The 21457-nt window shown below is 57.6% G+C and carries 20 protein-coding genes and 4 pseudogenes; 7 read left to right on the top strand and 17 right to left on the bottom strand.

Annotation, left to right across the window (positions count from 1 at the left end; translation table 11 throughout):
- The first annotated feature begins 320 nt into the window (after nt 1-320).
- Both ACVWW1_RS01310 and ACVWW1_RS01305 read left to right on the top strand, forming a co-directional pair.
- Nucleotides 321-524: a winged helix-turn-helix transcriptional regulator gene (locus ACVWW1_RS01310; protein WP_456656590.1), complete on the top strand. Its 204-nt coding sequence runs from the start codon at nt 321-323 to the stop codon at nt 522-524.
- A gap of 417 nt (nt 525-941) precedes the next feature.
- Entirely contained in the window at nt 942-1493 is a 552-nt protein-coding gene (locus tag ACVWW1_RS01305) for a TetR/AcrR family transcriptional regulator (RefSeq protein ID WP_456654563.1), read from the top strand.
- A gap of 155 nt (nt 1494-1648) precedes the next feature.
- Here the strand turns inward: ACVWW1_RS01305 and ACVWW1_RS01300 are convergent, their stop codons facing one another.
- From ACVWW1_RS01300 to ACVWW1_RS01260, 9 genes are all read right to left on the bottom strand, one after another.
- Nucleotides 1649-2143, bottom strand: a complete 495-nt coding sequence (locus tag ACVWW1_RS01300; RefSeq protein WP_456654562.1) for a cupin domain-containing protein — start codon at nt 2141-2143, stop codon at nt 1649-1651.
- Nucleotides 2144-2181: 38 nt separating this feature from the next.
- Nucleotides 2182-2670: a VOC family protein gene (locus tag ACVWW1_RS01295; protein ID WP_456654561.1), complete on the bottom strand. Its 489-nt coding sequence runs from the start codon at nt 2668-2670 to the stop codon at nt 2182-2184.
- Between the two features lie 5 nt (nt 2671-2675).
- Nucleotides 2676-3518 (bottom strand): alpha/beta fold hydrolase, encoded by an 843-nt coding sequence (locus ACVWW1_RS01290; RefSeq protein ID WP_456654560.1) that lies wholly within the window; start codon nt 3516-3518, stop codon nt 2676-2678.
- A 330-nt stretch (nt 3519-3848) separates the two neighbouring features.
- Complete coding sequence (locus ACVWW1_RS01285; RefSeq protein ID WP_456654559.1) at nt 3849-4460, bottom strand: response regulator transcription factor; 612 nt, start codon at nt 4458-4460, stop codon at nt 3849-3851.
- Between the two features lie 69 nt (nt 4461-4529).
- Entirely contained in the window at nt 4530-4904 is a 375-nt protein-coding gene (locus ACVWW1_RS01280; protein WP_456654558.1) for a response regulator transcription factor, read from the bottom strand.
- The gene (locus ACVWW1_RS01275) at nt 4901-7075 is read right to left on the bottom strand and encodes a PAS domain-containing sensor histidine kinase (protein WP_456654557.1); all 2175 of its coding nucleotides are present in this window, start codon (nt 7073-7075) and stop codon (nt 4901-4903) included. The genes ACVWW1_RS01280 and ACVWW1_RS01275 overlap by 4 nt, the downstream gene beginning before the upstream one ends.
- 616 nt (nt 7076-7691) lie before the next feature.
- Nucleotides 7692-8735, bottom strand: a complete 1044-nt coding sequence (locus ACVWW1_RS01270; protein ID WP_456654556.1) for a LysR family transcriptional regulator — start codon at nt 8733-8735, stop codon at nt 7692-7694.
- Nucleotides 8736-9145: 410 nt separating this feature from the next.
- The gene (locus ACVWW1_RS01265) at nt 9146-9424 is read right to left on the bottom strand and encodes a XapX domain-containing protein (protein WP_456654555.1); all 279 of its coding nucleotides are present in this window, start codon (nt 9422-9424) and stop codon (nt 9146-9148) included.
- Nucleotides 9425-9531: 107 nt separating this feature from the next.
- Nucleotides 9532-10212, bottom strand: a complete 681-nt coding sequence (locus ACVWW1_RS01260; RefSeq protein WP_456656589.1) for an isochorismatase family protein — start codon at nt 10210-10212, stop codon at nt 9532-9534.
- Between the two features lie 648 nt (nt 10213-10860).
- Between ACVWW1_RS01260 and ACVWW1_RS01255 the strand changes: the two genes are divergently transcribed.
- Complete coding sequence (locus ACVWW1_RS01255) at nt 10861-11391, top strand: hypothetical protein (protein WP_456654554.1); 531 nt, start codon at nt 10861-10863, stop codon at nt 11389-11391.
- Between the two features lie 236 nt (nt 11392-11627).
- Nucleotides 11628-12485, top strand: coding sequence for a helix-turn-helix domain-containing protein (locus ACVWW1_RS01250; protein WP_456654553.1), 858 nt, complete (start codon nt 11628-11630; stop codon nt 12483-12485).
- Nucleotides 12486-12999: 514 nt separating this feature from the next.
- On the opposite strand, the gene ACVWW1_RS01245 is transcribed toward ACVWW1_RS01250, so the two are convergent.
- The 4 genes and pseudogenes from ACVWW1_RS01245 to ACVWW1_RS01230 form a co-directional block, all read right to left on the bottom strand.
- Entirely contained in the window at nt 13000-14766 is a 1767-nt protein-coding gene (locus tag ACVWW1_RS01245) for a GMC family oxidoreductase (RefSeq protein WP_456654552.1), read from the bottom strand.
- A gap of 23 nt (nt 14767-14789) precedes the next feature.
- Complete coding sequence (locus tag ACVWW1_RS01240; RefSeq protein ID WP_456654551.1) at nt 14790-15542, bottom strand: gluconate 2-dehydrogenase subunit 3 family protein; 753 nt, start codon at nt 15540-15542, stop codon at nt 14790-14792.
- 233 nt (nt 15543-15775) lie between these two features.
- Nucleotides 15776-16983 (bottom strand): annotated as a pseudogene (locus ACVWW1_RS01235) (ABC transporter substrate-binding protein).
- A gap of 221 nt (nt 16984-17204) precedes the next feature.
- A pseudogene (locus ACVWW1_RS01230) lies at nt 17205-17363 on the bottom strand (transposase); the annotation flags it as partial.
- Nucleotides 17364-17771: 408 nt separating this feature from the next.
- Here ACVWW1_RS01230 and ACVWW1_RS01225 point away from each other — a divergent pair.
- Nucleotides 17772-18275, top strand: coding sequence for an acyl-CoA thioesterase domain-containing protein (locus ACVWW1_RS01225; RefSeq protein ID WP_456654550.1), 504 nt, complete (start codon nt 17772-17774; stop codon nt 18273-18275).
- Nucleotides 18276-18835: 560 nt separating this feature from the next.
- Here ACVWW1_RS01225 and ACVWW1_RS01220 read toward each other — a convergent pair.
- The 3 genes from ACVWW1_RS01220 to ACVWW1_RS01210 form a co-directional block, all read right to left on the bottom strand.
- A complete protein-coding gene (locus tag ACVWW1_RS01220; protein ID WP_456654549.1) occupies nt 18836-19162 on the bottom strand; it encodes a hypothetical protein in 327 nt (108 codons plus the stop codon).
- 64 nt (nt 19163-19226) lie between these two features.
- A complete protein-coding gene (locus tag ACVWW1_RS01215; RefSeq protein ID WP_456656588.1) occupies nt 19227-19397 on the bottom strand; it encodes a heme-binding protein in 171 nt (56 codons plus the stop codon).
- Entirely contained in the window at nt 19346-19714 is a 369-nt protein-coding gene (locus ACVWW1_RS01210; RefSeq protein WP_456654548.1) for a GlcG/HbpS family heme-binding protein, read from the bottom strand. The genes ACVWW1_RS01215 and ACVWW1_RS01210 overlap by 52 nt, the downstream gene beginning before the upstream one ends.
- A gap of 478 nt (nt 19715-20192) precedes the next feature.
- Between ACVWW1_RS01210 and ACVWW1_RS01205 the strand changes: the two are divergent.
- Nucleotides 20193-20429 (top strand): annotated as a pseudogene (locus ACVWW1_RS01205) (transposase); the annotation flags it as partial.
- Nucleotides 20430-20525: 96 nt separating this feature from the next.
- A pseudogene (locus ACVWW1_RS01200) lies at nt 20526-20768 on the top strand (ATP-binding protein); the annotation flags it as partial.
- A gap of 128 nt (nt 20769-20896) precedes the next feature.
- Here ACVWW1_RS01200 and ACVWW1_RS01195 read toward each other — a convergent pair.
- Entirely contained in the window at nt 20897-21370 is a 474-nt protein-coding gene (locus ACVWW1_RS01195; protein WP_456654547.1) for a helix-turn-helix domain-containing protein, read from the bottom strand.
- Nucleotides 21371-21457 lie beyond the last annotated feature (87 nt).

Genomic DNA, 21457 nt, shown 5'->3' with positions numbered 1-21457 from the left:
CGAGGTCTCCTGAGTTTGGTAAATGCAGATCAGTTCGAGGCGGCCCGTAATTGATGCTCTTCCTGCCGTGGCCGGAAGTGAAACGATTTCAGCTAGTCGCTGAGCCCGCTGCATTTCCTCCAAGCGTTGTGCCGACACAGCCGCGACTGGCGGGGCGGGCGCCTGCGGCTACAACCTCCAAGACGGTTGAAGATACTCGAGCTCTAGGCGCCGGTGTCTTCCAGTGTTCGCGACCAGGTCCTATTCGAAGCCGCTGGTCATCATCAGTAGAAATATTGACGCGGCGCACAATCGCCACTCAGAAGTCAGCGACATAGACGCTGCGCCGCCTCGAGCGAAGCGGGATGGTTTCTCGAAAGGTGCTTGATACCTCTCCGGTGGCGGTTGAATACGCCATCACACCGCTCGGCCGCACGCTTGGCGGTCCGTTCTCCGCGATATACCGGTGGGCCGTCGCGTACCAAGACCAAGTCGAAGGGGCCCGACAGCGGTCTGATACGCAGCGAGGAACGTCCCGCAAATAACGATATCGTCGCTTGCGCGGAACCAACCGCGGTACGAAACAGGATGCACTCTCAAGTGCGTCGGAAGTCGCTCGCTTGCCGAGCGATATCTGGGTCCACCAATAGTCCATTCGTTCGCAAGCGCAGCACTTTCAGATGCCTTGACCACGCCCTAGCTTCCGCGCCGGGCAATGTTTAGAATCTCGACAAAGCCGAGCTCGAATGGCACACCGATGCCAAGCTGCACCAGATTCATCTTGCCAGTGAAATCGTTTCAACTTCGCCTGCCGCTTGAATTGGTAGAGCGCCCCGCCGGCGCTACTTCGAGCTCTTGAATCAATAACATCGGTTGGTACAATGGACCGAGCGGTCCAGTATGGTGCGTTTAATTCAGGAGCGACAATGTCTCGAGCCCGAGAGTTTGATGAAACTGAGGTGTTGGATAAAGCTCTGCAGGTGTTCTGGCAGCAGGGATATGAAGGCACTTCGTTGAATGATCTTCTCGACGCGACTGGGCTTACGAAATCAAGCCTGTACGCCACGTTCGGCAGCAAAGAGGACTTAGTTCATCGGATCGTAGAACGCTACTTGTCCAAACACGTGGAATTTCGTCAAGCATGCGCGCTCGCCGAACCAACACCCCGGCGGATTGTAGAACGTCTACTGTACGGCATGGGCGATCTACACGCTGGATCGCGCACGCCCCCGGGCTGCCTTATCACAGGCGCTGCGCTCGCATGTTCACCGGAAACTGAGTCGATCCGCCAACATCTCGTTCGCAGCCGAAATGAATTCGGTCAGATCCTGCGCGAGAGGCTCGAAGCTGTGGCAAGCGCCGGGCCGCTGCCTCCCGGCATGACTGCGGCCGATGCGGCACGGCTTGTGGTATTGACCATTCAAGGCATGGCGGTCGAGGCAAAGGGCGGCGCGACAAGGAATGAGCTTCGGCAAATTGTGCAAACATTTTTGCTCAGCTGGCCGGAGAACTAATTTGCGATTCTGAGTACGGCTAGTTGACACGCCAGACGCCTATCGACGCGGCCGCCGCGCCCAATCTCATGCAGATCGGCAATCTCGATAAGCTGCCCTTCGAGTCGCTCGTCCGCCGTGAGTGGCTGAAATGGTGACAGCCCGGTATCGGTGTCTCACGGCTTCTTCGTCGGGTCGTCGGCGGGGTTCTCGTAGACAGTATCCGTCGGCCCTGAACCGGTGATAAGCACGGTTACCGCCTCTTCGCCGGTCATCGCGAAGTGCGCAGCGCCTGACGGTTCGGTGTAAACTGACCCGACGGGAAGCGTTCGGAGCTCTGCCTCGCTAAAACTTGGACCGTAACCGAACATCCAAGTCCCCTGAAGCACAGTTCCGACCCGATCCCCAGCGTGATGATGCGCGGCAATGGTCGCATGGGGCGCGACCTTCAGCAGTTGGCTGTACGGCCCTGGCTTGGACGGATCGCCCAGGATCGTAACGACCTGAACCTTGGCGTTGCCCGACCCCCCCACGCCACCAGTGGGCGCGATCGCGGTCAATTCGTCAGGCGTCTTGGAGTACTTTGGAAGTTGTGGCGCCGGCGGTTGCGCTGCCACGGCTGCGGCAAACATGATCGTGGCGACGGCGACAATCGCTTTGCTTCGGAGCATGGCTTCTTTTTCCTTTCCCGCAATTGGCCGATCGAAACTCAGGGTGTCGCCTCGGGGCGACCTTTTGGATACTCAAGAAACTCCAGAGTCACGCCGTCCGGCCCACGCACGTAAACGAGGCGAAGTCCGGTTCGCTCCCCGGAGTCCACCCTTTGGACTCCGCTTAAGGCGTTCCACCCCACAGCACTGATCCGTTCCAACAATGCGTCGATGTTCTCGACCCGGAAGGCCACGTGCACGGATCCCACATCGCACGACCGGGGCTTCATTACCTTCCGGTCGTTAGGAGAGCGGTATTCCAGAAGCTCGATCAAATGACCGGGCGCCTTCACCATGGCTATGCGCGCCGCTGCCGCATTCACGCCGACCAGTTCCTCAAGGAAAGAGCCTTCATCGAAGTCCCAGGTATACAGGTGATCGAAGCCCATCACGTCGACCCAGAACGAAAGCGCCAGGTCGAGCGACGAAACCGTGATGCCAGTATGCTCTGCACTCTCGATGCGAAATGGAGGGCTTGCTTCAATCATTCCGATTACAACCTGGTGCTCTTGTCCCAGAATTGACCGAGTTGCTCGCAAATGAAGTCGGTTTTTTCCTCGAACACCCAGTGTCCGCACTCTTCGATGACACCGCCCTCTGCCCGGTCCGAGAGTGCCTTGGCGCTGTCGAAGCAGTGTGACCCAAAGGACCGGCGCCCTCCCCAGCCCATGGTCGGAATCGAAAGCTTCTTCTTTGCGAACTCAGCGAGTTGCGCCGCTTTCTCATCGATGAAGGCGTAGTGGTTGAGGCTGGCCCGCAGGTTTCCGGGCTGCTTCATCTGAATAACGTACCGTTGTAGCTCATCTTCGCTGATCGCGTTGGGATTGTAGGCAAAGTCCCGAAAAAAGTGACGAAGATACTGTTCTTCTCGCCCTTCGATCAAGAAACGCGCAATATCCATGTTCGCGTGCATCGATAGATGCCAATATGGCACTCTCGGATCCACGTAGTCCTTGTAGTCGAGTCCAAAGAACGGCGTCTCGATGGTCGCTAGAGACAGCGCGCGCGCTCCTGCCATGTACGCCAGGGCGACGGACGGCGGCCCTCCAAGATCATGGCTGAGAATATGGAATCGGTCGACGTTCTCGACATCGGCGAGTTCAAGCAAATCCTGGGCGATGGTGGCCGGCATATAGTCGGCATAGGGCTTGTCGCTGTCGGCGTAGCCACGAAGGTCTGGGGCGATGAATCGGTAGCGTCCAGCACACTTCTCAAAGATCGGCAGGAACTCACGGTGATTTTGAGGCCAGCCGTGGAGGCATAGCACTGCAGGCCCGGAACCGACCGCTACGTAGTGCAGCGTCAAACCATTCACCAAAGCACGCTTGCTAGTCATCTGAGCTTCCACCATTCCCGAGCACCTCCCGTTGCTATGCGAAAGCCAACAGCATCCATCGATGCTTATGTCCCGTCGCCCCCTCTAACCGTCGCGAAGTTGCTCCGATCTAAGCATCGATGTTGCGCAACTTAGCGAGCGCGTGGAAGTGAAACGATTTCAGCGCTCAGATGAGCAGGCTGCATCTCGGTCGGTCAGTGCTCGAACATTAGTGCACCAGTGCCACGGACGGTCGCGATAGGCGCTTCGTCACCGCCTTAGCCATATTGACGCGTAACCCACACAGCCAGTTAAGCGATTGCCCCCCCCAAGGAACTCCCTGGTTAAACGCTAAGGATCGAGCTTTGACGCGATGCTCACCAACTCGGCGAACGAGGTTACGTTCATCTTCCGCATTACCTGGCCTCGATGCGCCTTGACTGTTATCTCACTGATGCCAAGTTCGTGGGCCACCTGCTTGTTTAATACCCCCCGAACGATCAGACCCATCACTTGCCGCTCACGTCGACTGAGCAAAGCATAGCGATCTCGCAGCATCTGCATCTCAGCCTCAAGGCGGAGTGAGGCGCCGCTTCGATCGATGGCATTTCGAATTGCATCCAGCAACAAAGTATCACTGAATGGCTTAGTCAAGAATTCAACGGCTCCAGCCTTCATGGCTTGGACCGTCATTGGCACGTCCCCGTAACCCGTGATGAAGATGATCGGCATATCGGGGCGCTCGACTGCTACCCGCCTTTGCAATTCGAGGCCATTTAGCCCCGGAAGACGAACGTCTAAAATCAGACAATGAGGAACAGACACGCGTGGGCGCGAGAGGAACGCCTGAGCGGACTCGAATGTCTCTGGCAGCCAGCCTGCGTTACAGATCAGCAACTCCAGAGATTCACGTACGGAGACGTCATCGTCGATGACGAAGACGATTGCATCTTCGTGTGACATACCGAGTAGCCCTTCCGCCGTCGATTTCTTGCTAATACCCCTCATTCAGAAAGGTGGAACCGTCCACCCTCAACTGCCTCTGAAGGCATCATTGAGCGCTTTCAGCAATGCTTCGTCACTGAATGGCTTCGAGAGGCACTCTACGGCGCCTTGCTCAAGCATTCTCGGACGCGTCGATTCATCTCCATGGGCGGTGATGAAGACAATCGGAATTCTTTGGTTGAGAAGCATCAGCTCTCTTTGGAGATCGAGACCGGTCATTCCAGGCATCGCGACATCGAGAACGAGGCAGCCCGTCTGCCCCACATATTCGGACGCCAGAAATTCTTCGGCCGACGAAAACGCTAGGGCCGCGTAGCCGAATTCCCTCAGAAGGTCTGGTAAGGACTCCCGCACGGACTCATCGTCATCGACCACCGACACAAACGAACGTGTGACCATCATACATTCCTCGTGACGCCGCCCCTGGCGGGCGTTTTCTTGGCGTCAAGACTGTGCGCGCTGGTTATGCCCACCGCGCTTCGGGGGATTGAAAAAGAGAACGTGGCTCCCGAACTCTCATTCAATGACGCCCATAAGCGCCCATGATGACTTTTGATAATAGAGCGACTGACCGACAATCCAACTCCCATACCTTCGTCCTTGGTCGTATAGAATGCGTCAAAAAGCTTTTCTACGGCCTCGACTTCAAAACCACCTCCCGAGTCCTGCACACTCAGCCGAATCCAATTACCTTGATCCCGCTCCGTCCTGATCGCGAGTGTTCTCTGTCGATCATTGATCATGCTCATCGCGTCCATGGCGTTTTGGAGCAAATTTAAGATCACTTGCTGAAGTTGCACCCGATCACCTGAGACAAGCGGAAGATCTTCGGCAAGCTCCATCCGCAGGCTGATGCTATCACGATGAATCCTGTTTATTAGTAGTGGAATGACCTCTCGTGTTGCCTCGTTCAGATCTAGAGGTCGGGCTACGGGCGCCCTCCTATTGAAGAGCGATCGCAGGCGGCCAATGATATCGGACGCCCGGTTGCCGTCACGAAGTGTACGGCGCACGGTTTCGAGAGCACCCAAGACGTTTGGAGGATCCGCAGTTAACATGCGCAAGCAGGTACTCGCATTAGTTACGATGCCGGATAACGGCTGGTTGACCTCGTGGGCTATGGATGCCGTGAGTTCACTCATAGTCGTCATACGCGCCATATGCGTTAGTTTCGTTTGCGTGTCGCGCAGTTGCTCCTCAGCACGCTTTCGGTCTTCTATGTCCGTGTTGATTCCGAACCATTTGATGACATTTCCGGACCCGTCAAGTAATGGATTGGCGCGAAACAGAAACCATCGGTACGTGCCATCGACGCGCCGCAATCGCGCTTCCTTCTCTCCCGCCTTGCGCGACGCCATGAACGATTGCCACGCATCAGCGATACCGCTTCGGTCGTCGGGATGAATCGCCGCTGTCCACCCCGACCCTTTGATCTGCTCCAAGCTAAGGCCCACATAATCCGCGTAATGCTTATTGAAGAAGTCCGCAGAGCCGTCCGCACGAGCGGACCAGACGAGCGCGGGAATGGTGTTGATGATGAGATTGAGATTGCGCTCGTTGGCTCGCAACGCTTCCTCAGCACGCTTGCGCTCCTCGACGTCGATTTGCAGTACACACCAGCGTACGATGTCTCCGTCCTTGTCTCGTAACGGAAAGCCGCGGACGTTGAACCATCGGTATACACCATCGCTGCGGCGATGCCGGCTTTCCACTTCATATGGCTCACCAGTTTCGACCGCCCGCCTCCATGCGCTGATAGTCCCGGCTACGTCATCAGGATGAACGGCTCCAGTCGTGCTCCAGCGCTTCAATTCGCCGGCGCCCATTCCGAAATATTCAAGGACAGGACGATTGACGGCCTCAACCTCTCCATCCGCGGTCATAATGGCCAGAGGAGCCGGAATTGCGTCCACTACCAACTGAATGTCGATTTCTCGTACGCGAAGCGATTCCACTACTCGCCTGAGTTCGACAATCTCTCGTCTTCGATCTTCGCTAAGGGCAAAAGTCTCTTTGGTTCGCCGCCAAACCTCTTGATCTATAGTTTCGTCAATTCGCGCTCGTTGGCTGAATAGCCGTGCCTCCTGTAGGCCGCTCGCAATTTGATTGGCTGTAATTCTGAGACGAAGCCTCTCTGCCTCTTCGGGAAACTCGGCGCGATGAGACGCAGCCACCAACACTCCGATGTCATCCGGGAGCGACCCCAAGTGAAGCGATACGGTCGACACTTCTCTGTTGCCAATCGCAAGGCGCTGGTTCATTGGCCATGTGTTCAGGTCTTGACCCAACGACTTACTTAGAATGCTGCCCAGCTCCTCTGGCCTGGCGGTTACAGTAGGCGAACCCGCTGCCCGCGCCACTTCAAAAGTCTCCATCTTGACTGGATCTTTGAGACGAACGTAGGCAAAGTCCAGGTGGAGCATGTCCACCACGATGTCCAGCAAATCGGGAAGTGCTCGTGAGAACGAGCCATCGCTCCAGATAGGAGGATGAGCAAGGATCCTATTCAGATCGTTGATACAGCACCGAGAGTGCTGGTTCTGCTCAGCAGAACGTTTGCTGTTGACCACCATTTTAAATCGCTGCCCAGGACAACCCGGCGTGCTCAACTTACGCCCGGAGATATTTCCACCCGTCCTATTTCGGCGGCAGGAAACCCGAGCTACCCCTTCGGAGGCCGTCGACAATGACAGAGCATGCTCGCTTAACAGAAGTTACCACGCCCCTCCCAGCTATCGCAAGTTTGCGTACGCACAGGACCTTTGTCGTTAGGACGACCACAGCGCCGGCATTCACTGGCACTTCGGACTACCAGTTATCGACTCATCGAAGCTTCGGTCACGGTGTCGAATTGCCATGTCGTCCACTCCTACTCCGGTGACCGCTGGTCGGCCACGGGTCAATCCCTAGCCTGCCCAACGTTAGAGTTGCTGAGAGCGAGCTCGGACGAATGCGTTGCCGAGCCCTCACGGTAACTCTCGACGTAGTGCTTGATGAGGGTCTCTGCGAGGCGTAGCCGTCTCCTCCACGTCATTCCCTGAACAAATTCGTACGGAGGTCACAAACCAAGGTTGCGAACAAGGAAGATTCGTCCGTTAGAATAGAGTGGCTTTTTCGACGAAGGTCCATTGTACCTTGGTGTTGGTTTTCCGGAGTACAGATGTGCTCCTCGAAAGTCTTCGGCCTCCCTCACGCGTCCGCGGCCAGCCGCTGCACCGATGGGCTTAATGCGGGTCGCGCTGGGCGTGCAAATTCAAACAAGCGAGCCCGCAGAGGCTCGGTAGCTCGGCTCAATACGCCGTGCAGCCACTCTTGCGGCGCATCACCCTCGTTCCGTTCATGCCACAGAACGCTAACGTTCTCCAAAGTCGTTTTGTATGGCAACTCGTGCATCGACAATGGGTGCCTGCGGACTAACAACTTGGCAAGCGGCCGTGGCACGATAGCCGTCAGGTTTCCGTCCTCAAGCAGTGACGGAAGCGCAAGAAAGTGAGGCAATGACACAGCTATACGCGGACTTCGCTTTGCACCCGAAAAGGCCCTTTCGAAGGCGGCCCTATCGAACATTTCCGATCGCCGGGCGAGCCCTCGTTCAGATACATAGCCGTCGACAACCCCCTCATGCTCACCACTTAACGAGACCACGGCTATGGAAAGGCCGGCGAATGTCTCAAGCGACAGCTTGCCGAGTTCCCGTGAAGAACTAGTGATGAGGACGTCATCGTATGCAAAAAGCGAACTTGACCCGAAGCGCGCAGGCACATCTGAGAAAGTACCGATTGCTGCATCGATTTGCCCGAGATCTATCTCCTCAGCCAGATCGATCCAACTATCGGGCCGGATTACGAGATTAACGAGCGGCGCCTCCCGCCTTAACACAGTGAGGAGATAAGGCAGCATCACCATGGCGCCGAAATCGCTCACCGCAATAGTGAACCGCCTTGTCGAACTGCCTGGCTCGAATTTAGGTGGGTCGATGGCCGCCTCCAGTGATTTCCACGCCTGGCGTATCAAAGGCGCCATCACAACCGAGCGCGCTGTCGGCTGCATTCCTGCAGTCGTGCGAATAAACAATTCGTCGTCGAGCAATTCTCTCATCCGCGCAAGAGCGTGGCTAACGGCCGTAGGGCTGACACACATCCTCTGGCTGGCTCGCAGCACACTTCGTTCCTCCATGACCGCGTCGAACACGCGCAGAAGATTCAGATCAAATCTGTTGAGGGACATGGTCATGGCCAAACTGCGAAAGATGATCACTCGTTGCGGAACTTAGAATGCAGTTCAGTCTCGCTACTTTACGATAGCTTCGTAGGGACATCATTGTTATCGACCTAGATGCTTTCGCATCGGAATCATCTATACGCCCTCTCAGCCAGCTATCGCGAACAGCCGAGAGTAGAGCCCATGAAATTGACTGCTCAATTGCACCTTGGTGTGAACAATCCTTGTGCACGCCGGCAGAGCTGAAGCCGTGCGGATGAATCGTCGCGCAGTTCCCGGCGCGCGGTCGGCTTCGACCTGCCACAGCATGCGCTCACATGGTCGCGTGGTACCGGGTTCCGGAAGGAGCTTGGGCGCAGAAATGCCCGTGGAACGGTCGGGCGTCGTGAGCAGACCGCGGTGCAGGATAAGGTCCGGAACACTCATGACAAGTTCTCTTTCGGTTCTGCCTTATCTGCATCACCGTGCCGTCCCGGCAGCATCCCGAACATGCGAGCGGAGCATCCCCCTTCGCGCCACCCAGCCGCGGTGCTCGAGCCTACGAGCAGTTGCTTGCCGACAGGAAGCGACCGCTCGCCGACGAGAATGCCGAACAATCCGACGAGGGCGACCAAAGGCGGCGCCGGAGAGCGCACGTTGAGAAGGCTATAGATCAATCCAACAACGAGGCACGCGCCAAGAGACACAACATAGACCGTCATACATCGGCCTCCCTCCTTTGAGCGTTTTGGGGTTACCGCAGTCCGGCCTGCCGCCGCGCGCTGACGCCTTCATGCCGTGTGTGCGGCGTTCCGAACAAAGCTCGACGTCACTTTGACTGCTTTGCGACCTCCTGAGCCTTCTGGTAGCTCTCCGCTACCGCGGCGTAGTTGGGTGCCACCAGACCATACAACTTCGCAAGCTCTGCTGCTTCTGGGCGTGCCCACGTGCGATGAAGCTCCGATAAGAGTGCATTCGTCGACGTCGGGATAACATCGCCTTGGACGAAGCGGGCCAGCGTCGTGCGCGACGCCAATTCGCTCGGGTCGCCGGAGGCGTCAATCACCACATACACGTCGAACCCAGCTGCCCGGGCGTCCAGCGCCGGGAACATCACGCAAACGTTCGTCCAGACACCCGCCATGACCAACGTCTTTCGGCCGGTCGAGCGCACCTCTTCGACGAAGTCCGCGTTATCCCAGGCGTTCACTTCACCCTTACGCGGCACGAACACGGCATGCGGCGCGTGCTTATGGATTTCCGGCATAAGCGGGCCGTTCGGTCCCTTCGGCTCAGATGCTGTCGTAATGACCGGGATCTTCAGCAACGTCGCCAATTTCGCGATCATTTCGACGTTCCGCCGGAGGTCCGCGACGGCGATATCCTTCACTGTTTGGAACAGTCCGGACTGGTGATCGAGCAATAAGATCACTGTGTCGGCCGGGTCGATCAGGGCTTGCCCGCCACCAGTCGGCAGAACGCTTGACTTGCTCTTCGATGTATTCGCCATAACTTCTCCTTTACTGCAGCAGTGGCGACCCACCGGATCAGCAACCTGGCTCGCCGGGGTTTGCTCATAGGTTCGGCTGAGAGCCGCCTCGCCGAATGCCATCGCGACTCCAGATGGAGCACCCTTTGAGGCCGTCGTGCCAAGGGAACGCTGCGCAGATCTCAGCAACGATCTCGAGGATGGATCTGGAGCACAAAACGACAGGCGTCGTTCACGGGATTTGACGAATGTTCAAATTCTTGCGCAAAGCCGCGCCGTCTTTGGTATCGAACACAAGTTAGAACTGGCGGCCCCTGATCAACTACGCCTATGGTACAAATGGTAACCTGGTGCTTGCTGCTCTTCGTTGGCCAACAGAAGCATGTCCCGGGCGCATACGCCACGAAGCGATAATTGACCGGTGACAACGCTGTGGGCGAACGAAGATCGACAACCCCTGAGAGTGTATCAGCTGATTGGGGCATTGATCCGATTGCAATTGCCTGGCCGGGGCGGACAGCTGGCCTGTCGGCCGGCGTGTTCGCGGGCCAGGACGCTCAGAGACTCGAAGTCGCATCGCCTTCAGATCCGACAACACACATTCTCGCGATATCGACTTGCGGCCACCATGCCACCTACGCTGTGGATGGACGCGAAGTACATGAGGGAATGTTTGAGGCTGGCGCGGTTCAATTGGTTCAGGCAGGCCAAGCACCTGCGGCCATGCTGACGGGCGACTGGCGCGTCATCCACATCTACTTTCCGTCCACAGACCTCTGGCAACTCGGCGAAGACCTTGGACTCTCGGCAATAGACGCGCTCGGGCTAACCTTCACCCTACCCCATTTTGCCCGAGAGCCCGTGCTTGGTCGGATCGGACGCAGGCTCGAGCAGCGATTGCGGCGCGGCGATGTGCCTAGCCGCCTTGAGCTGGACGATCTTTCCTTGAGCGTCGGATGCCATCTCATTCGCACCCACGCAACGACAAAGCCTCCTCGCCGCCCGCGGCCCCGATCGCTTTCCGGACAAGAGTGCCAGCGCCTCTTGTCACTTCTTGGCGACGCTCAGGACCCTAGCCTCGACCAACTCGCCCGCGAGCTGGACAGGAGTGGGACGGAAGCCAGACTGGCCTTTCATAAAACCTTCTACGCTACGCCGCACGAGATCCGCGGCATCCTGAGACGAGGCCGCAGGCCGTGAGTACGGTTGATCGGCCACAATGCTGAACAGTTGACGTAAGCGCGTTGCGTCGCGACAATACCAACCCAGACTCAGCATCAGGCATGCGAAGGAGCCGTTCGCAAAGAACGACCTGATCTGCATCGACGAGTACGCCAACGGCTTCGCCGCGATCGCAACAAAACAACCCTAAACTATAATATCATCGACACCTCTCCCACTGTCCTAGTAGAAAGCGGCATCGTAAATGCCCGCCCGTGAGTCACCTCCTGAGTTACGCCGACTATTACCGCTCTATATATCCGTTCGAACAACAGCACCGATCTGTTGGCGGACTGAACTTGTTTCGTTCGCCGCGGCACCAAGCCGGTGAGTACGTCGAATCTGCCCATGGAGTATCGCTTCAGATTAGCCGCACGCCTCGCGCGGGTCGGTCTGTCGTCGATCTGGGCGCGGGCCGTTTCAACGCGGATCTGTCCGCACCAAACTATTTCGTCGCGCCTCCCGATCATCCTTGCACGTACGACCTCACCTCCAACATCGATCTTCTCGTCATTGAATTTTCGTCCAAGGTTTTTTGGGACGATCCCTGGCGCCTCCAAGACTGCGGACCGCTCCATCATGGAGCACGCTATGACACGTTGCCGCTGCAACTTGCCGAGCAACTTTGGGAACTAAGCGCGCATGGACTGACGCAATTGGAGGCCGACAGCTTTGGCATGGCGCTCGCGACTTTGCTCGCGCGGGCCTCGCAGCCCGCGCTTGGGGTGAAACTGGCGAAAGGCGGACTAACACCGAAGGAATTGAAGCTCCTCACTGAGTACATGAAGGGTCAACTCGAGAGTGACTTGTCGCTCGCCGAGCTTGCCGCACTTGTTTCTCGCTCTCCATATCATTTCGCACGCGCCTTCAAGATCAGCACCGGAGTTCCGCCCCATCGGTATGTAATGATGCTTCGGATAGAACTCGCAAAGGAATTTCTATTAGCAGGCCCCCTTAGCGTTACCCAGGTCGCGCACGCCTGTGGCTTTGCCTCGTCGCAGCACATGGCTACCGCGTTTCGCCGCATGGTCGGAATGACACCGACGGAGTATCGGCGCCAGAACGAAATTTAGATCATGCGAATAACCACCCTTTGACACCAAGCCCCCCATTTATGATCATTTCCTCACTCCGTTTCTGACCGGCATTTCCGCTCATGCCGGAACGCCTCCATCAGCCTGCGTAGGCGCCAGACCAATCTGCCGCACTGATGGGTTGTGATGGCAATCTGTGAATAGGCGCCCAACATTGGCCCCGTCATCATGAGGTCGATCAGGTACTTAGAATGCCGATCGGCGCTCGGACCCCACGCCGAGTGACATCCGAACTCGGTGCCAGTCATTTGGAGCATGTCGTGAAGCACCCACAGCAGCTGGGTGCCGCCGTCAGCGTCGATCGTATGCGCCTTGCCGTTTACCTTGAGAACATATGCCTTTTAGCACCAGTGATATTATCGCGTATGACGGTAAGGCGCCGTAAGCGCCCCAAACCTTGGCGCACATCGGCCGCTCCGGGAATAACCTGAGATGGTGCTCCATGGGGTCGCGTTCTACTCGATGGCTGGCGCCATCGGCGGATCCGACGCGCTCAACTCGGGACCAGGCGCCCCGGCGATTTCAGATACTTCGTTGTGATTGCATCGGCCGCCCAATAGGCCAGAGCTCCGACAGTACCCGTCGGATTGTGCGACGGATTTTGCGGAAAGGCTCCGGCGCCCATAACAAACACGTTGGGAACATCCCAGCTTTGCAGATAACGGTTGACAGCGCTGGTTGTCGGATCGGCTCCCATAATGGTGCCGCCTGTCGTGTGCGTCGTCTGGTAAGGGACGATCGAATAAGGTCCCTTACGATAGTTGATGCCCATTTTGTCCGGGTTCATGTGCTTGGCGATGTCGGCTGCACGATCGGTGCAGTACTTCGACATGTCCAGATCGTTTTTGCTGAAGTCGAACGTCATCCGCAGCAGGGGATTGCCGAATCCGTCCTTATAGTTCGGGTCAAGGTCAAGATAGTTGCTGCGCTGGGCTGTGACGCTGCCGAAAGACGCGATCACGAAAGTTCGGTTATACCAGTGGGCAACCGATTGCTTCCAGCCTTTGCCCCATCGAGGCTCACCTGGTGGAAGGTTGCGGAAATCGATCGGCCGTTGCCCCTTGCTCTCGACACAGATGTAAGAACCACCCACGAAGCCGAGCGGCCCATGATCGAAGTTGTCGTAGTTGAAATCGTCTATGATCATGGCGCACGCACCGGCTCCCATGAACGGATTGAAGATTTTATCGTTGAAGTGCGCGGTGACGCTGCTGGACATCTGATAGGCGTAGTTGCGCCCAACGCCCCCTTTGCCGGTCTTGGGATCGTAGATGCGACCGATTCCCGACAGCATCATCAGCCGCGCGTTATGCAGGCCAAATGCGCAGAGCAGCACCATATCAGCGGGCTGTTCGAACTCGCGACCTTGCGAGTCGATATAGGTAACGCCGGTCGCCTTTGTGCGGCCAGAGTCGAGATTGACCTTGATGACATGAGAAAGCGTACGCAGCTCGAATCTTGGGTCTTTCAACAAAAGTGGCAGTAGCGTCGATTGCGGGCTTGCCTTCGCTGACATTTCGCAACCGAAGCGCTCGCAGAACCCGCAGTATACGCAGGAGCCCATGTCCACCCCCTCGGGGTTCGTGTAGGCCTGCGTCACGTCGGAGGATGGCTGAACATAGGGGTGAAACCCCATTTCCCGCGTAGCATCCTCGAACATCTTCATTTGAAAGCTGCGCTTCATAGCCGGGTTCGGATATTCGCGCGCACGGGGCCCCTCGAACGGATTCCCGCTCTGCTGGATCACGCCCTTGATGTTGCCGGCCTTCCCGGCGGTGCCGCAGAGATATTCGAAGCGGTCGTAGTATGGCTCAAGTTCGTCGTACGTAACTGGCCAATCTTGTATCGTCATTTCTTCAGGAATGAACGTCTTGCCGTATCGTTCGGCATAGTGGCTGCGGATCCTGAACTCGCTCGGCGCGAACCGATAGTGCTGGCCATTCCAGTGGACGCCTGCGCCGCCCACACCATTTCCCGGCAAGAACGATCCCCAGCGCCTGATCGGCAGTGCCGTCTGGTCGACGTTGTTGCGAAAGGTGAGAGTCTCGCGGGAGGCGTCCTGCATTAGGTCATGCCGAATGGCGAAACGCAATTCGTCATGTATCATCGGCGCGGAAAAATTCGGAATGGTGTCGCGCATCCCGCCGCGCTCAATCGCCAGCACGTTGAGTCCTGCTTTTGTCAGTTCCCTGGCCAGCACAGCGCCGGTCCAGCCAAAACCAACAATGACTGCATCGACGGATTTCAGCTTCGTCGCCATCGGAATTCTCCTTCGATCTGAGATCAGCTCAAGTCAGCGATGCTTTGACTTGGTTCGGTGTAAGGCTTGTTGTAAGTCGTCTCGATCAGGTCGACGAAGTTACCGGTTGCCCCGCTATAGCCGATCATCTTCCACGCAGCCTTGTCGCGATTGCCGCCGTACGCGGGGTCGCTGAAAAAGCCTTCCATCACGTTCTGATAAAGCAGATCAAGGAAGAGGCCAGCAGGAAGCGGTCCCGAATCCGCTTTGCCTGTGCCGAGATCATTTAAGACCTCATCACGCTGACTTTCTGTGATCGATGAAAAGTCCTTGCCGTATGTCTTGGTGCAGTATGCGTTGATCGCCGGGATGGCGGCGCGATAAGCTTCCGCTGGAGAGAGGCGAGCCTGCCACCCTTGTTGGGGCACCCCAGGATGCCATGGACCTTGCATAAACATTTTACCGCCTTGCCCAAATCCGCCTGCCAATTGTTGATCGATGAAATACGCAATACCCAAATCGACGCCACTGGACGTCAAGTCATCCGCCGGAATCATGTGATTGACCGCTGCCTCCACCCAGGTGGCCTCATCCGGATTGAGGAACGTGTAAGCGCGCTTTTCGGGTGGTTCGGAAGTTGCAGTCTGTGCGGTTGATGAGGTTTGAGCAGTCTGCTTCGCGCCCATCTGCATCGCATGCTCGGCCGATGCGGGTTGTGGGGCGACTGATCCGCCAGTTACGCCGACGACGCCAATGACGCCCGCTCCAACAACAAATTCACGACGTTTAATGGTCATGTCTGACCTCGCCTTTCAAGTTGTGACGGCCCGTAACGTGTCAAGTGCCGCCGGAGTATCAACAGTTCGCGCTGTCCATCATGTTTTTAGGTGTCGCGCAGGCGGAAGACGGCGGTCTTTTAATCGCGCGTCCTCCTGGCGCAATGGAACTCGGGTGCGAGGACATATCGCCGAGCACACCGGGCGATCAGCGCCGATGCCCAGGATCGCGCGGTTCGCGGTGTCCAGGTCGGTTACGATTTCTTCACAAGCGGGCATCCGCAGCCCTCCATCGGTCTGAAGGTCTCTTCCCCGAGATCGTGGCCACCAGCTGGTAGTAGTCGAATTGATATTTCGACTCCTCCGGCGACTTCACGCGGAACAGATACATGTTGGGGACCAGCCGACCGTCGGGCCGGATCCTGCCGTTGCGCGTCATAAAATCGTTCACCGGCAACTCACGCATCTTCGCGGCAACGGCCGGTCCATCGAGCGCGCCTGCGGCCTCGACCGCCTTGAGATAGTGAATTACCGCACCATAAGTGCCAGCATGGATCATGGTAAGCACTTTCTTCGTCTTCTCGATGAAGCGCTTCGATCAGTCCCGGTATAAGGCGGAGCTAAGCATCAGGCCTTGCGCGCTCTGCAGCCCGAGGCTGTGAACGTCGGCGATTAACACGATCAGGCCGGCGAGCTTCTGCTCGTGCGTTACCCCGAACTCACCGGCGTGCTTCACGGCATTGATGAAGTCGCCGCCGGCGTCGGCAAGCGCGATCACGTCGGCCTTGGAGGCTTGCGCCTGCAACAGGAAGGACGAGAAATCGGGCGTGTTGATCGGGTGCTTCACAACACCGATGAGCCTGCCGCCGGTGGCATCGATCGCCTTGCAGCTGGCGGCTTCGAGCTGCGCGCCGAGCGAATAGTCGGCCGAAGGGAAGAACCATGACTTGGCGCCGAGGCGTGAAATCGCCCTCGCCGTTCCCTGCGCCAGCGCATAGGTGTCGTAGGTCCAGTGGATGCCGGTCTGCGAGCACTCGTCGCCGGCCAGACGGGATGTGGCGGCCCCGGTGGCGAGAAAGAGCTTCTTCTTGTCGCGAGTGATGCCCTGCACGGCCAGCGCGACGGCGGAATTCGGGACGTCGAGTATGGCCTCCACATTGTCGTTCTCCAACCAGCGCCGGGCGATTGCCGAACCGGTGTCGGCCTTGTTCTGGTGATCTCCGGCGACGATCTCGATCGGCCGCCCTAGGACCTTGCCCTTAAAATCGTCCACCGCCATTTGGGCTGCGACGACCGAGCCCTGGCAGCCATTGTCGGCATAGAGCGACGACATGTCAGTCAGCACGCCGAGGCCGGTTGGTCCGCTCTGTGCGGTGGCCGACGTCGCCAGCGTCAGGAGCGCCAGCGCCAGTCCGAGCGACTTGTGCGCGCCGCTTCGAGCCGATCTCACCGAGACCTGCATCCTTTTCTCCTCCCAACCCGAGAACCAGGAATTTTGGCCAGAATGGCGCGTCGGGGAAGTGAAAGTCTTGCAGCGTGGACCTGAACCGCGTTCATGTGACCGACCAATGTCGCCACGACCCTACGATTTTGGCGATCCGATCAATGCTCCGCTGAACGTACGCCTTAACCGGCACAACGCTGCCGGAGCAAGCAATCGGCCGCCCCGGCACTCAAGTCAACTTAGGACGCGGGCTCATTAAGGCTTAGCCAAAGCCTGATTGAAGCGAGTTGGACGAAGGCGAGGTAATTCGCGGCAAGTCTGTCGTAGCGTGTCATCACACGACGACATTGCTTGATCCTGCTGAAGAACCGCTCCACCTGGTTGCGAGCGCGGTAGAGATAGGGGCTGAAGCAGATGAGATCGCAGCGATTGCTTTTCGGCGGGATGTTGGCCCACGCGCCTTTCTTCATGGCAAGCCTCTGATCCAGTCTGCGTCATAGCGACGGTCAGCAGCAGCATTGACCCGGATTTCAGTCGAGACAGCCGTTTTCCCGCAAGTCGAATGTCGTGGGCCTCACCGAGGGGCAGTCCATTCATAATCGGCGAGTTCGGAGCGCACGATTCGAGCTCGTAGTCCGGGAGTTTGAGTTCCGCGACTCGCGCCAGACGCAATGCTTCCTGGCCCCCCTACAGTGTAAGCGGACGTCAGCCAGCCGACAATCTCCACTGAAACCGTCGAAAATGACCTTAGCGGAGTTGAACGCGGGACGGCGTCACTGCAACTTTACTCACGTTATTCTTGAACAATGGCTATTTCCATTTCCATGAATGTCCTCTGGACATCCGTTCCTGCGCCTCAAATTGTCACCCCTAGTCATGGAATTTCGATGACGTACGTTTTTGACGAGACCTCTCGTCTCCGGCCGGATGGAAACCACGCTTGGGTCGCCCTTGCTGATTCCAGACAGGAGGCGACAGCCGGCATGTATGGTGGTTGGACAGCAGCCTTGTTGCTCAGGGCAGTCTTAAACGATGCAATCGATCAAGGTGGTCTCTCGACGCTGACAGTTCATTTTATCAGGGCAATCACACCAGGAAGCGAGGTCAAAATCCGCACGCAGAATAGTGGCGGTAGTCGCTCCCTGTCGATTTGGCAAGCCAAAGTTCAAGCAGCTGGGTCCGAAGGCGTTGCGGCGATTGCCGCCGTGATTCTGTCCAAGCGTCGCGAAAGCCACAGCTTCACGGACATGTACATGCCTTCGGCCCCGCCTCCAGAAACCTTGGCGGAAGTTCAGGTGCCCGGCAAATGAGGGACAATTCAACACATATCGGCCGTGCCGCGGTTGGCCACCGTTCAATCAGCCGGATACCCGGTCATTGGTCTGGCTCAGAGACCGCTGCAGCCGTCCGCTGGACGCCTTCACCTAGCCGATCATTCCGACAACTCCCCCCTCGGACATGGTACCTGCGAACGGAGTCCGGGCCTTATTCGGCGATTACGATGTCGATCTATTTCCTGGGCGAACCAGGGGACAGAAACATGTTGTCGACGTTGCCGTCGAAGCTTGCGGCCTCCCAGATCACCTCGGTCATGAACTTGTGTGTGCCGTGCTCCAGCGCCATGAACCACTCAAGGGGAATGCCGAAAGTCCGCGTGCCAATGCAACTGAGCAAGACTGCGCAGCAGCAGGGGATGACTATATACTGATGGACGCATTCGGCACATGCGCGGAATCGTCAACGTTTGGTGTTCGCGCCAACATTCGAGCCGTAGCGGGGTCTTGCTTGCGACGACCGAGCAATTGGGTTGGTTTAGATAAGGGCGCGCCGTCACATTAGCCGCTGGTTGAGCCGAGACGGCCAGCTAGTTTTAGGACCCCTGGTTTTCGTCGCGGTCGGAAGGGACGAGCTTGGCGGGTTCGTCGTATCCCGAGCGGCTGCTGTAAAAAAGAAGAGTCATCAAACCAACCCCGACGATCAGAGAAAAGATTATACCAATTGCCATCGCGAGGTAACCTGAAGGAGGAACACGTGCTTCTGCTGCTGACGACCAACCCGAGTACGCAAGCACAGTCGCGGCAGCCAACAAGATCAACAGGATGCCGATCAGGACGTAACCACCGAGCTTTATCGTTCGGGCATTCGAAGCGATCTCCCGCCAGATCGAATCCCACCTGATTATCCATATCTTGATCATGCTGAGCCTTTCCTGAAGCGACGAGATCAATATGCCTCAGCACTTTCTGGTGGAGGGATCACAGCTAACGCGTAAGTGCCGCAAGTCCCGCCTGAGCAATCTGAACATCATGATCGGGGGTATCGAAGCTTGCGCCAATGCCGCCGACGACCTGCCCATCGAGGACTATCGGCAGTCCGCCCTTCATTTCGGTGAAATCGCGCGCAGTAATCGCTGCAAAACGACCCTGATTGATTGCATTCTCGAGCGCTTCAGTCGGCCTTTTTTGAAGAGCGCTGCAGTTCGCGCTTTTCCCGGCGCTAACTCCACGCTAGCCACGTAGGCTGCGTTGTCCATTCGCAGCAATAGGATAGGCCAGCCACCATCATCGACAACCGCGATTACGCCGGCCAGTCGATTCCGCTCCGCTTCTGCTTTGGCGGCTGCAACGATCTTCTCCGCGGCAGCTAAAGTGAGGACTTTCTTGTCCAGGAATTGAGCCGTTGCAGCATGGGGCTGAAGTGTGAGCGAAACCAGGCTGATCAATACCATAAGTCGGCCGAGCTTCTGCATTGACATAGTCTCCTTAGACCCTGCGATCCAACGCGATGCATACTAAGAGGTGGAAAGCTTCTCCGGGCTAGATCCTTAATCGGAGGCGCTATTCTAGAGGCGATGCGACATGGGTCGCAATGCGTCACCTCTTACAGCCAGTATTTACACTTTTAGAGCTCTCGGGAAGTGCAGCGATTTCACTCGTCGGATGAACACAATGCACTATGACAGCGAAACGACGCTGCCCGCCCGACTGCCCATGCAGTGGGAGCAATCCGATCGTCAAATATCATTGCAATGCGGCAACGACTTTGATGTTGCACACTTGGACCTCGGCATCCCCTGCGGGACCAACTTTAGATTGAGTAAAGCGCAAAAAGGCGTCGCCCTCATCTCTCGATCTAACGGTTAAGCGTAGCGCCGAGGCCCGTCTAATTGCTTGTGCAGAGTCTTGAGAGCACCGTTAGAAGAGTCATCTTCTGGAAGAGTGCTCACAATGCACAACCATTCTGACGACATAAGACGACCGTTTTCACCGCGTATTGAAGTGTTCGCTGGCGCAGCTCGCAAGCGCTGGCCGGATGATTTGAAGGCACGGATTGCGGCGGAAAGCCTCGAACCGGGGGCGGTTGTCACAGATGTCGCCCGTCGCCATGGCTGCCGGCCCCAGCAGGTGCATGACTGGCGGCGCCGGGCGCGTTTGGGGCAGTTGGTATTGCCGGCGTCGGCGGACACGCTGTCGTTCGTGCCGGTGGTGTCGGAATCAGCGTTGCCTGCGGCCGCAGAGCCCTCCGGATCGCCGGAAGCAGCCATTGTGACGGTTGAGTTCCAGGCGGCGCGCGCGAACCTGTCGGCGCGTGAGACGCTCATCCTGCTGTGCGAGCGCGAGATCGCACGCAAGGACCATCGCCGCATCGAGATGGCGCTGAAGCTCGCACACTTCCCGGCCGTGAAGGAGCTTGCGGGCTTCGACTTCGAGGCGCAGCCGTCGATCGACCCAAAGCAGATCCGCGACCTGGCCACATCACGTTGGATCGCCAACGGAGAGAACGTGCTGCTGCTCGGCCCGCCCGAGTCCGATTGATACTGCTCACCTCGCTATGCCGTTATAGTTCAAGCTCTCTTTGGCGCAGATCGTCGGACGGCGGCCGCCGGAAGCGTCGCGCCTGCGCGGCCTTCTTGACCTCGGGTTGCTCCAGATCAAGCGCTTTGATCACCCAAGGTGCGCCCTTTGCACAGCTGGTGCGCAGGTAAGCTCTGCTCCGCGATCAGACGGTGAACCGTCGATGGGCTGACCTGCAAGGCTGCGGCGGCTTCATCCAGAGTGATTTCTCCTCTCTCCTTGCGTTCGCCCTCTCGGTAGGGCGCGATAGCCTGCTGGTTGCGCAAGTGGCAAACGCGGGCGCGGGTCCAATTGTTACCCCGCCCCGTCGACTTGCCGGCCCGGTTGAGGACTGCCGCGGTGATGCGTCCGCCATGCCCGCCTCCTCGCGATTGGGACGATTCCCTGGGAGAGGAGGCTAAGACTGCGTCGGCAAGAACGCGCGCTTCCAGCAGACGATCCACCGGAAGCCGCGGATCAGCCGTCAGTCGGAAGGAAGCGGCGGCGGGGGCCGTCATCCATGCCGGCAGAAGCGTTAACGTCGCATCAGGTTGTCTGATAACAAAATGCATCTCACTCCCGAGCCGCTTGCGGGCGACAACGACGACTAACGCTCCACATCGCGGATGAAATGGGTAGAGGATCTCAACCTCAGATCC

The organism is Bradyrhizobium sp. JR3.5, from assembly GCF_054057015.1.
This window is presented reverse-complemented; position numbering and strand designations above follow the sequence as displayed.

Bases quoted from the DNA above. Each gene is read 5' to 3' on its own strand.
- ACVWW1_RS01300 (WP_456654562.1), bottom strand. From the start codon at position 2,143: ATGCTCCGAAGCAAAGCGATTGTCGCCGTCGCCACGATCATGTTTGCC.
- ACVWW1_RS01295 (WP_456654561.1), bottom strand. From the start codon at position 2,670: ATGATTGAAGCAAGCCCTCCATTTCGCATCGAGAGTGCAGAGCATACT.
- ACVWW1_RS01290 (WP_456654560.1), bottom strand. From the start codon at position 3,518: ATGACTAGCAAGCGTGCTTTGGTGAATGGTTTGACGCTGCACTACGTA.
- ACVWW1_RS01285 (WP_456654559.1), bottom strand. From the start codon at position 4,460: ATGTCACACGAAGATGCAATCGTCTTCGTCATCGACGATGACGTCTCC.
- ACVWW1_RS01280 (WP_456654558.1), bottom strand. From the start codon at position 4,904: ATGATGGTCACACGTTCGTTTGTGTCGGTGGTCGATGACGATGAGTCC.
- ACVWW1_RS01275 (WP_456654557.1), bottom strand. From the start codon at position 7,075: ATGGTGGTCAACAGCAAACGTTCTGCTGAGCAGAACCAGCACTCTCGG.
- ACVWW1_RS01270 (WP_456654556.1), bottom strand. From the start codon at position 8,735: ATGACCATGTCCCTCAACAGATTTGATCTGAATCTTCTGCGCGTGTTC.
- ACVWW1_RS01265 (WP_456654555.1), bottom strand. From the start codon at position 9,424: ATGACGGTCTATGTTGTGTCTCTTGGCGCGTGCCTCGTTGTTGGATTG.
- ACVWW1_RS01260 (WP_456656589.1), bottom strand. From the start codon at position 10,212: ATGGCGAATACATCGAAGAGCAAGTCAAGCGTTCTGCCGACTGGTGGC.
- ACVWW1_RS01255 (WP_456654554.1), top strand. From the start codon at position 10,861: ATGTTTGAGGCTGGCGCGGTTCAATTGGTTCAGGCAGGCCAAGCACCT.
- ACVWW1_RS01245 (WP_456654552.1), bottom strand. From the start codon at position 14,766: ATGGCGACGAAGCTGAAATCCGTCGATGCAGTCATTGTTGGTTTTGGC.
- ACVWW1_RS01240 (WP_456654551.1), bottom strand. From the start codon at position 15,542: ATGACCATTAAACGTCGTGAATTTGTTGTTGGAGCGGGCGTCATTGGC.
- ACVWW1_RS01225 (WP_456654550.1), top strand. From the start codon at position 17,772: ATGGCTATTTCCATTTCCATGAATGTCCTCTGGACATCCGTTCCTGCG.
- ACVWW1_RS01220 (WP_456654549.1), bottom strand. From the start codon at position 19,162: ATGATCAAGATATGGATAATCAGGTGGGATTCGATCTGGCGGGAGATC.
- ACVWW1_RS01210 (WP_456654548.1), bottom strand. From the start codon at position 19,714: ATGCAGAAGCTCGGCCGACTTATGGTATTGATCAGCCTGGTTTCGCTC.
- ACVWW1_RS01195 (WP_456654547.1), bottom strand. From the start codon at position 21,370: ATGCATTTTGTTATCAGACAACCTGATGCGACGTTAACGCTTCTGCCG.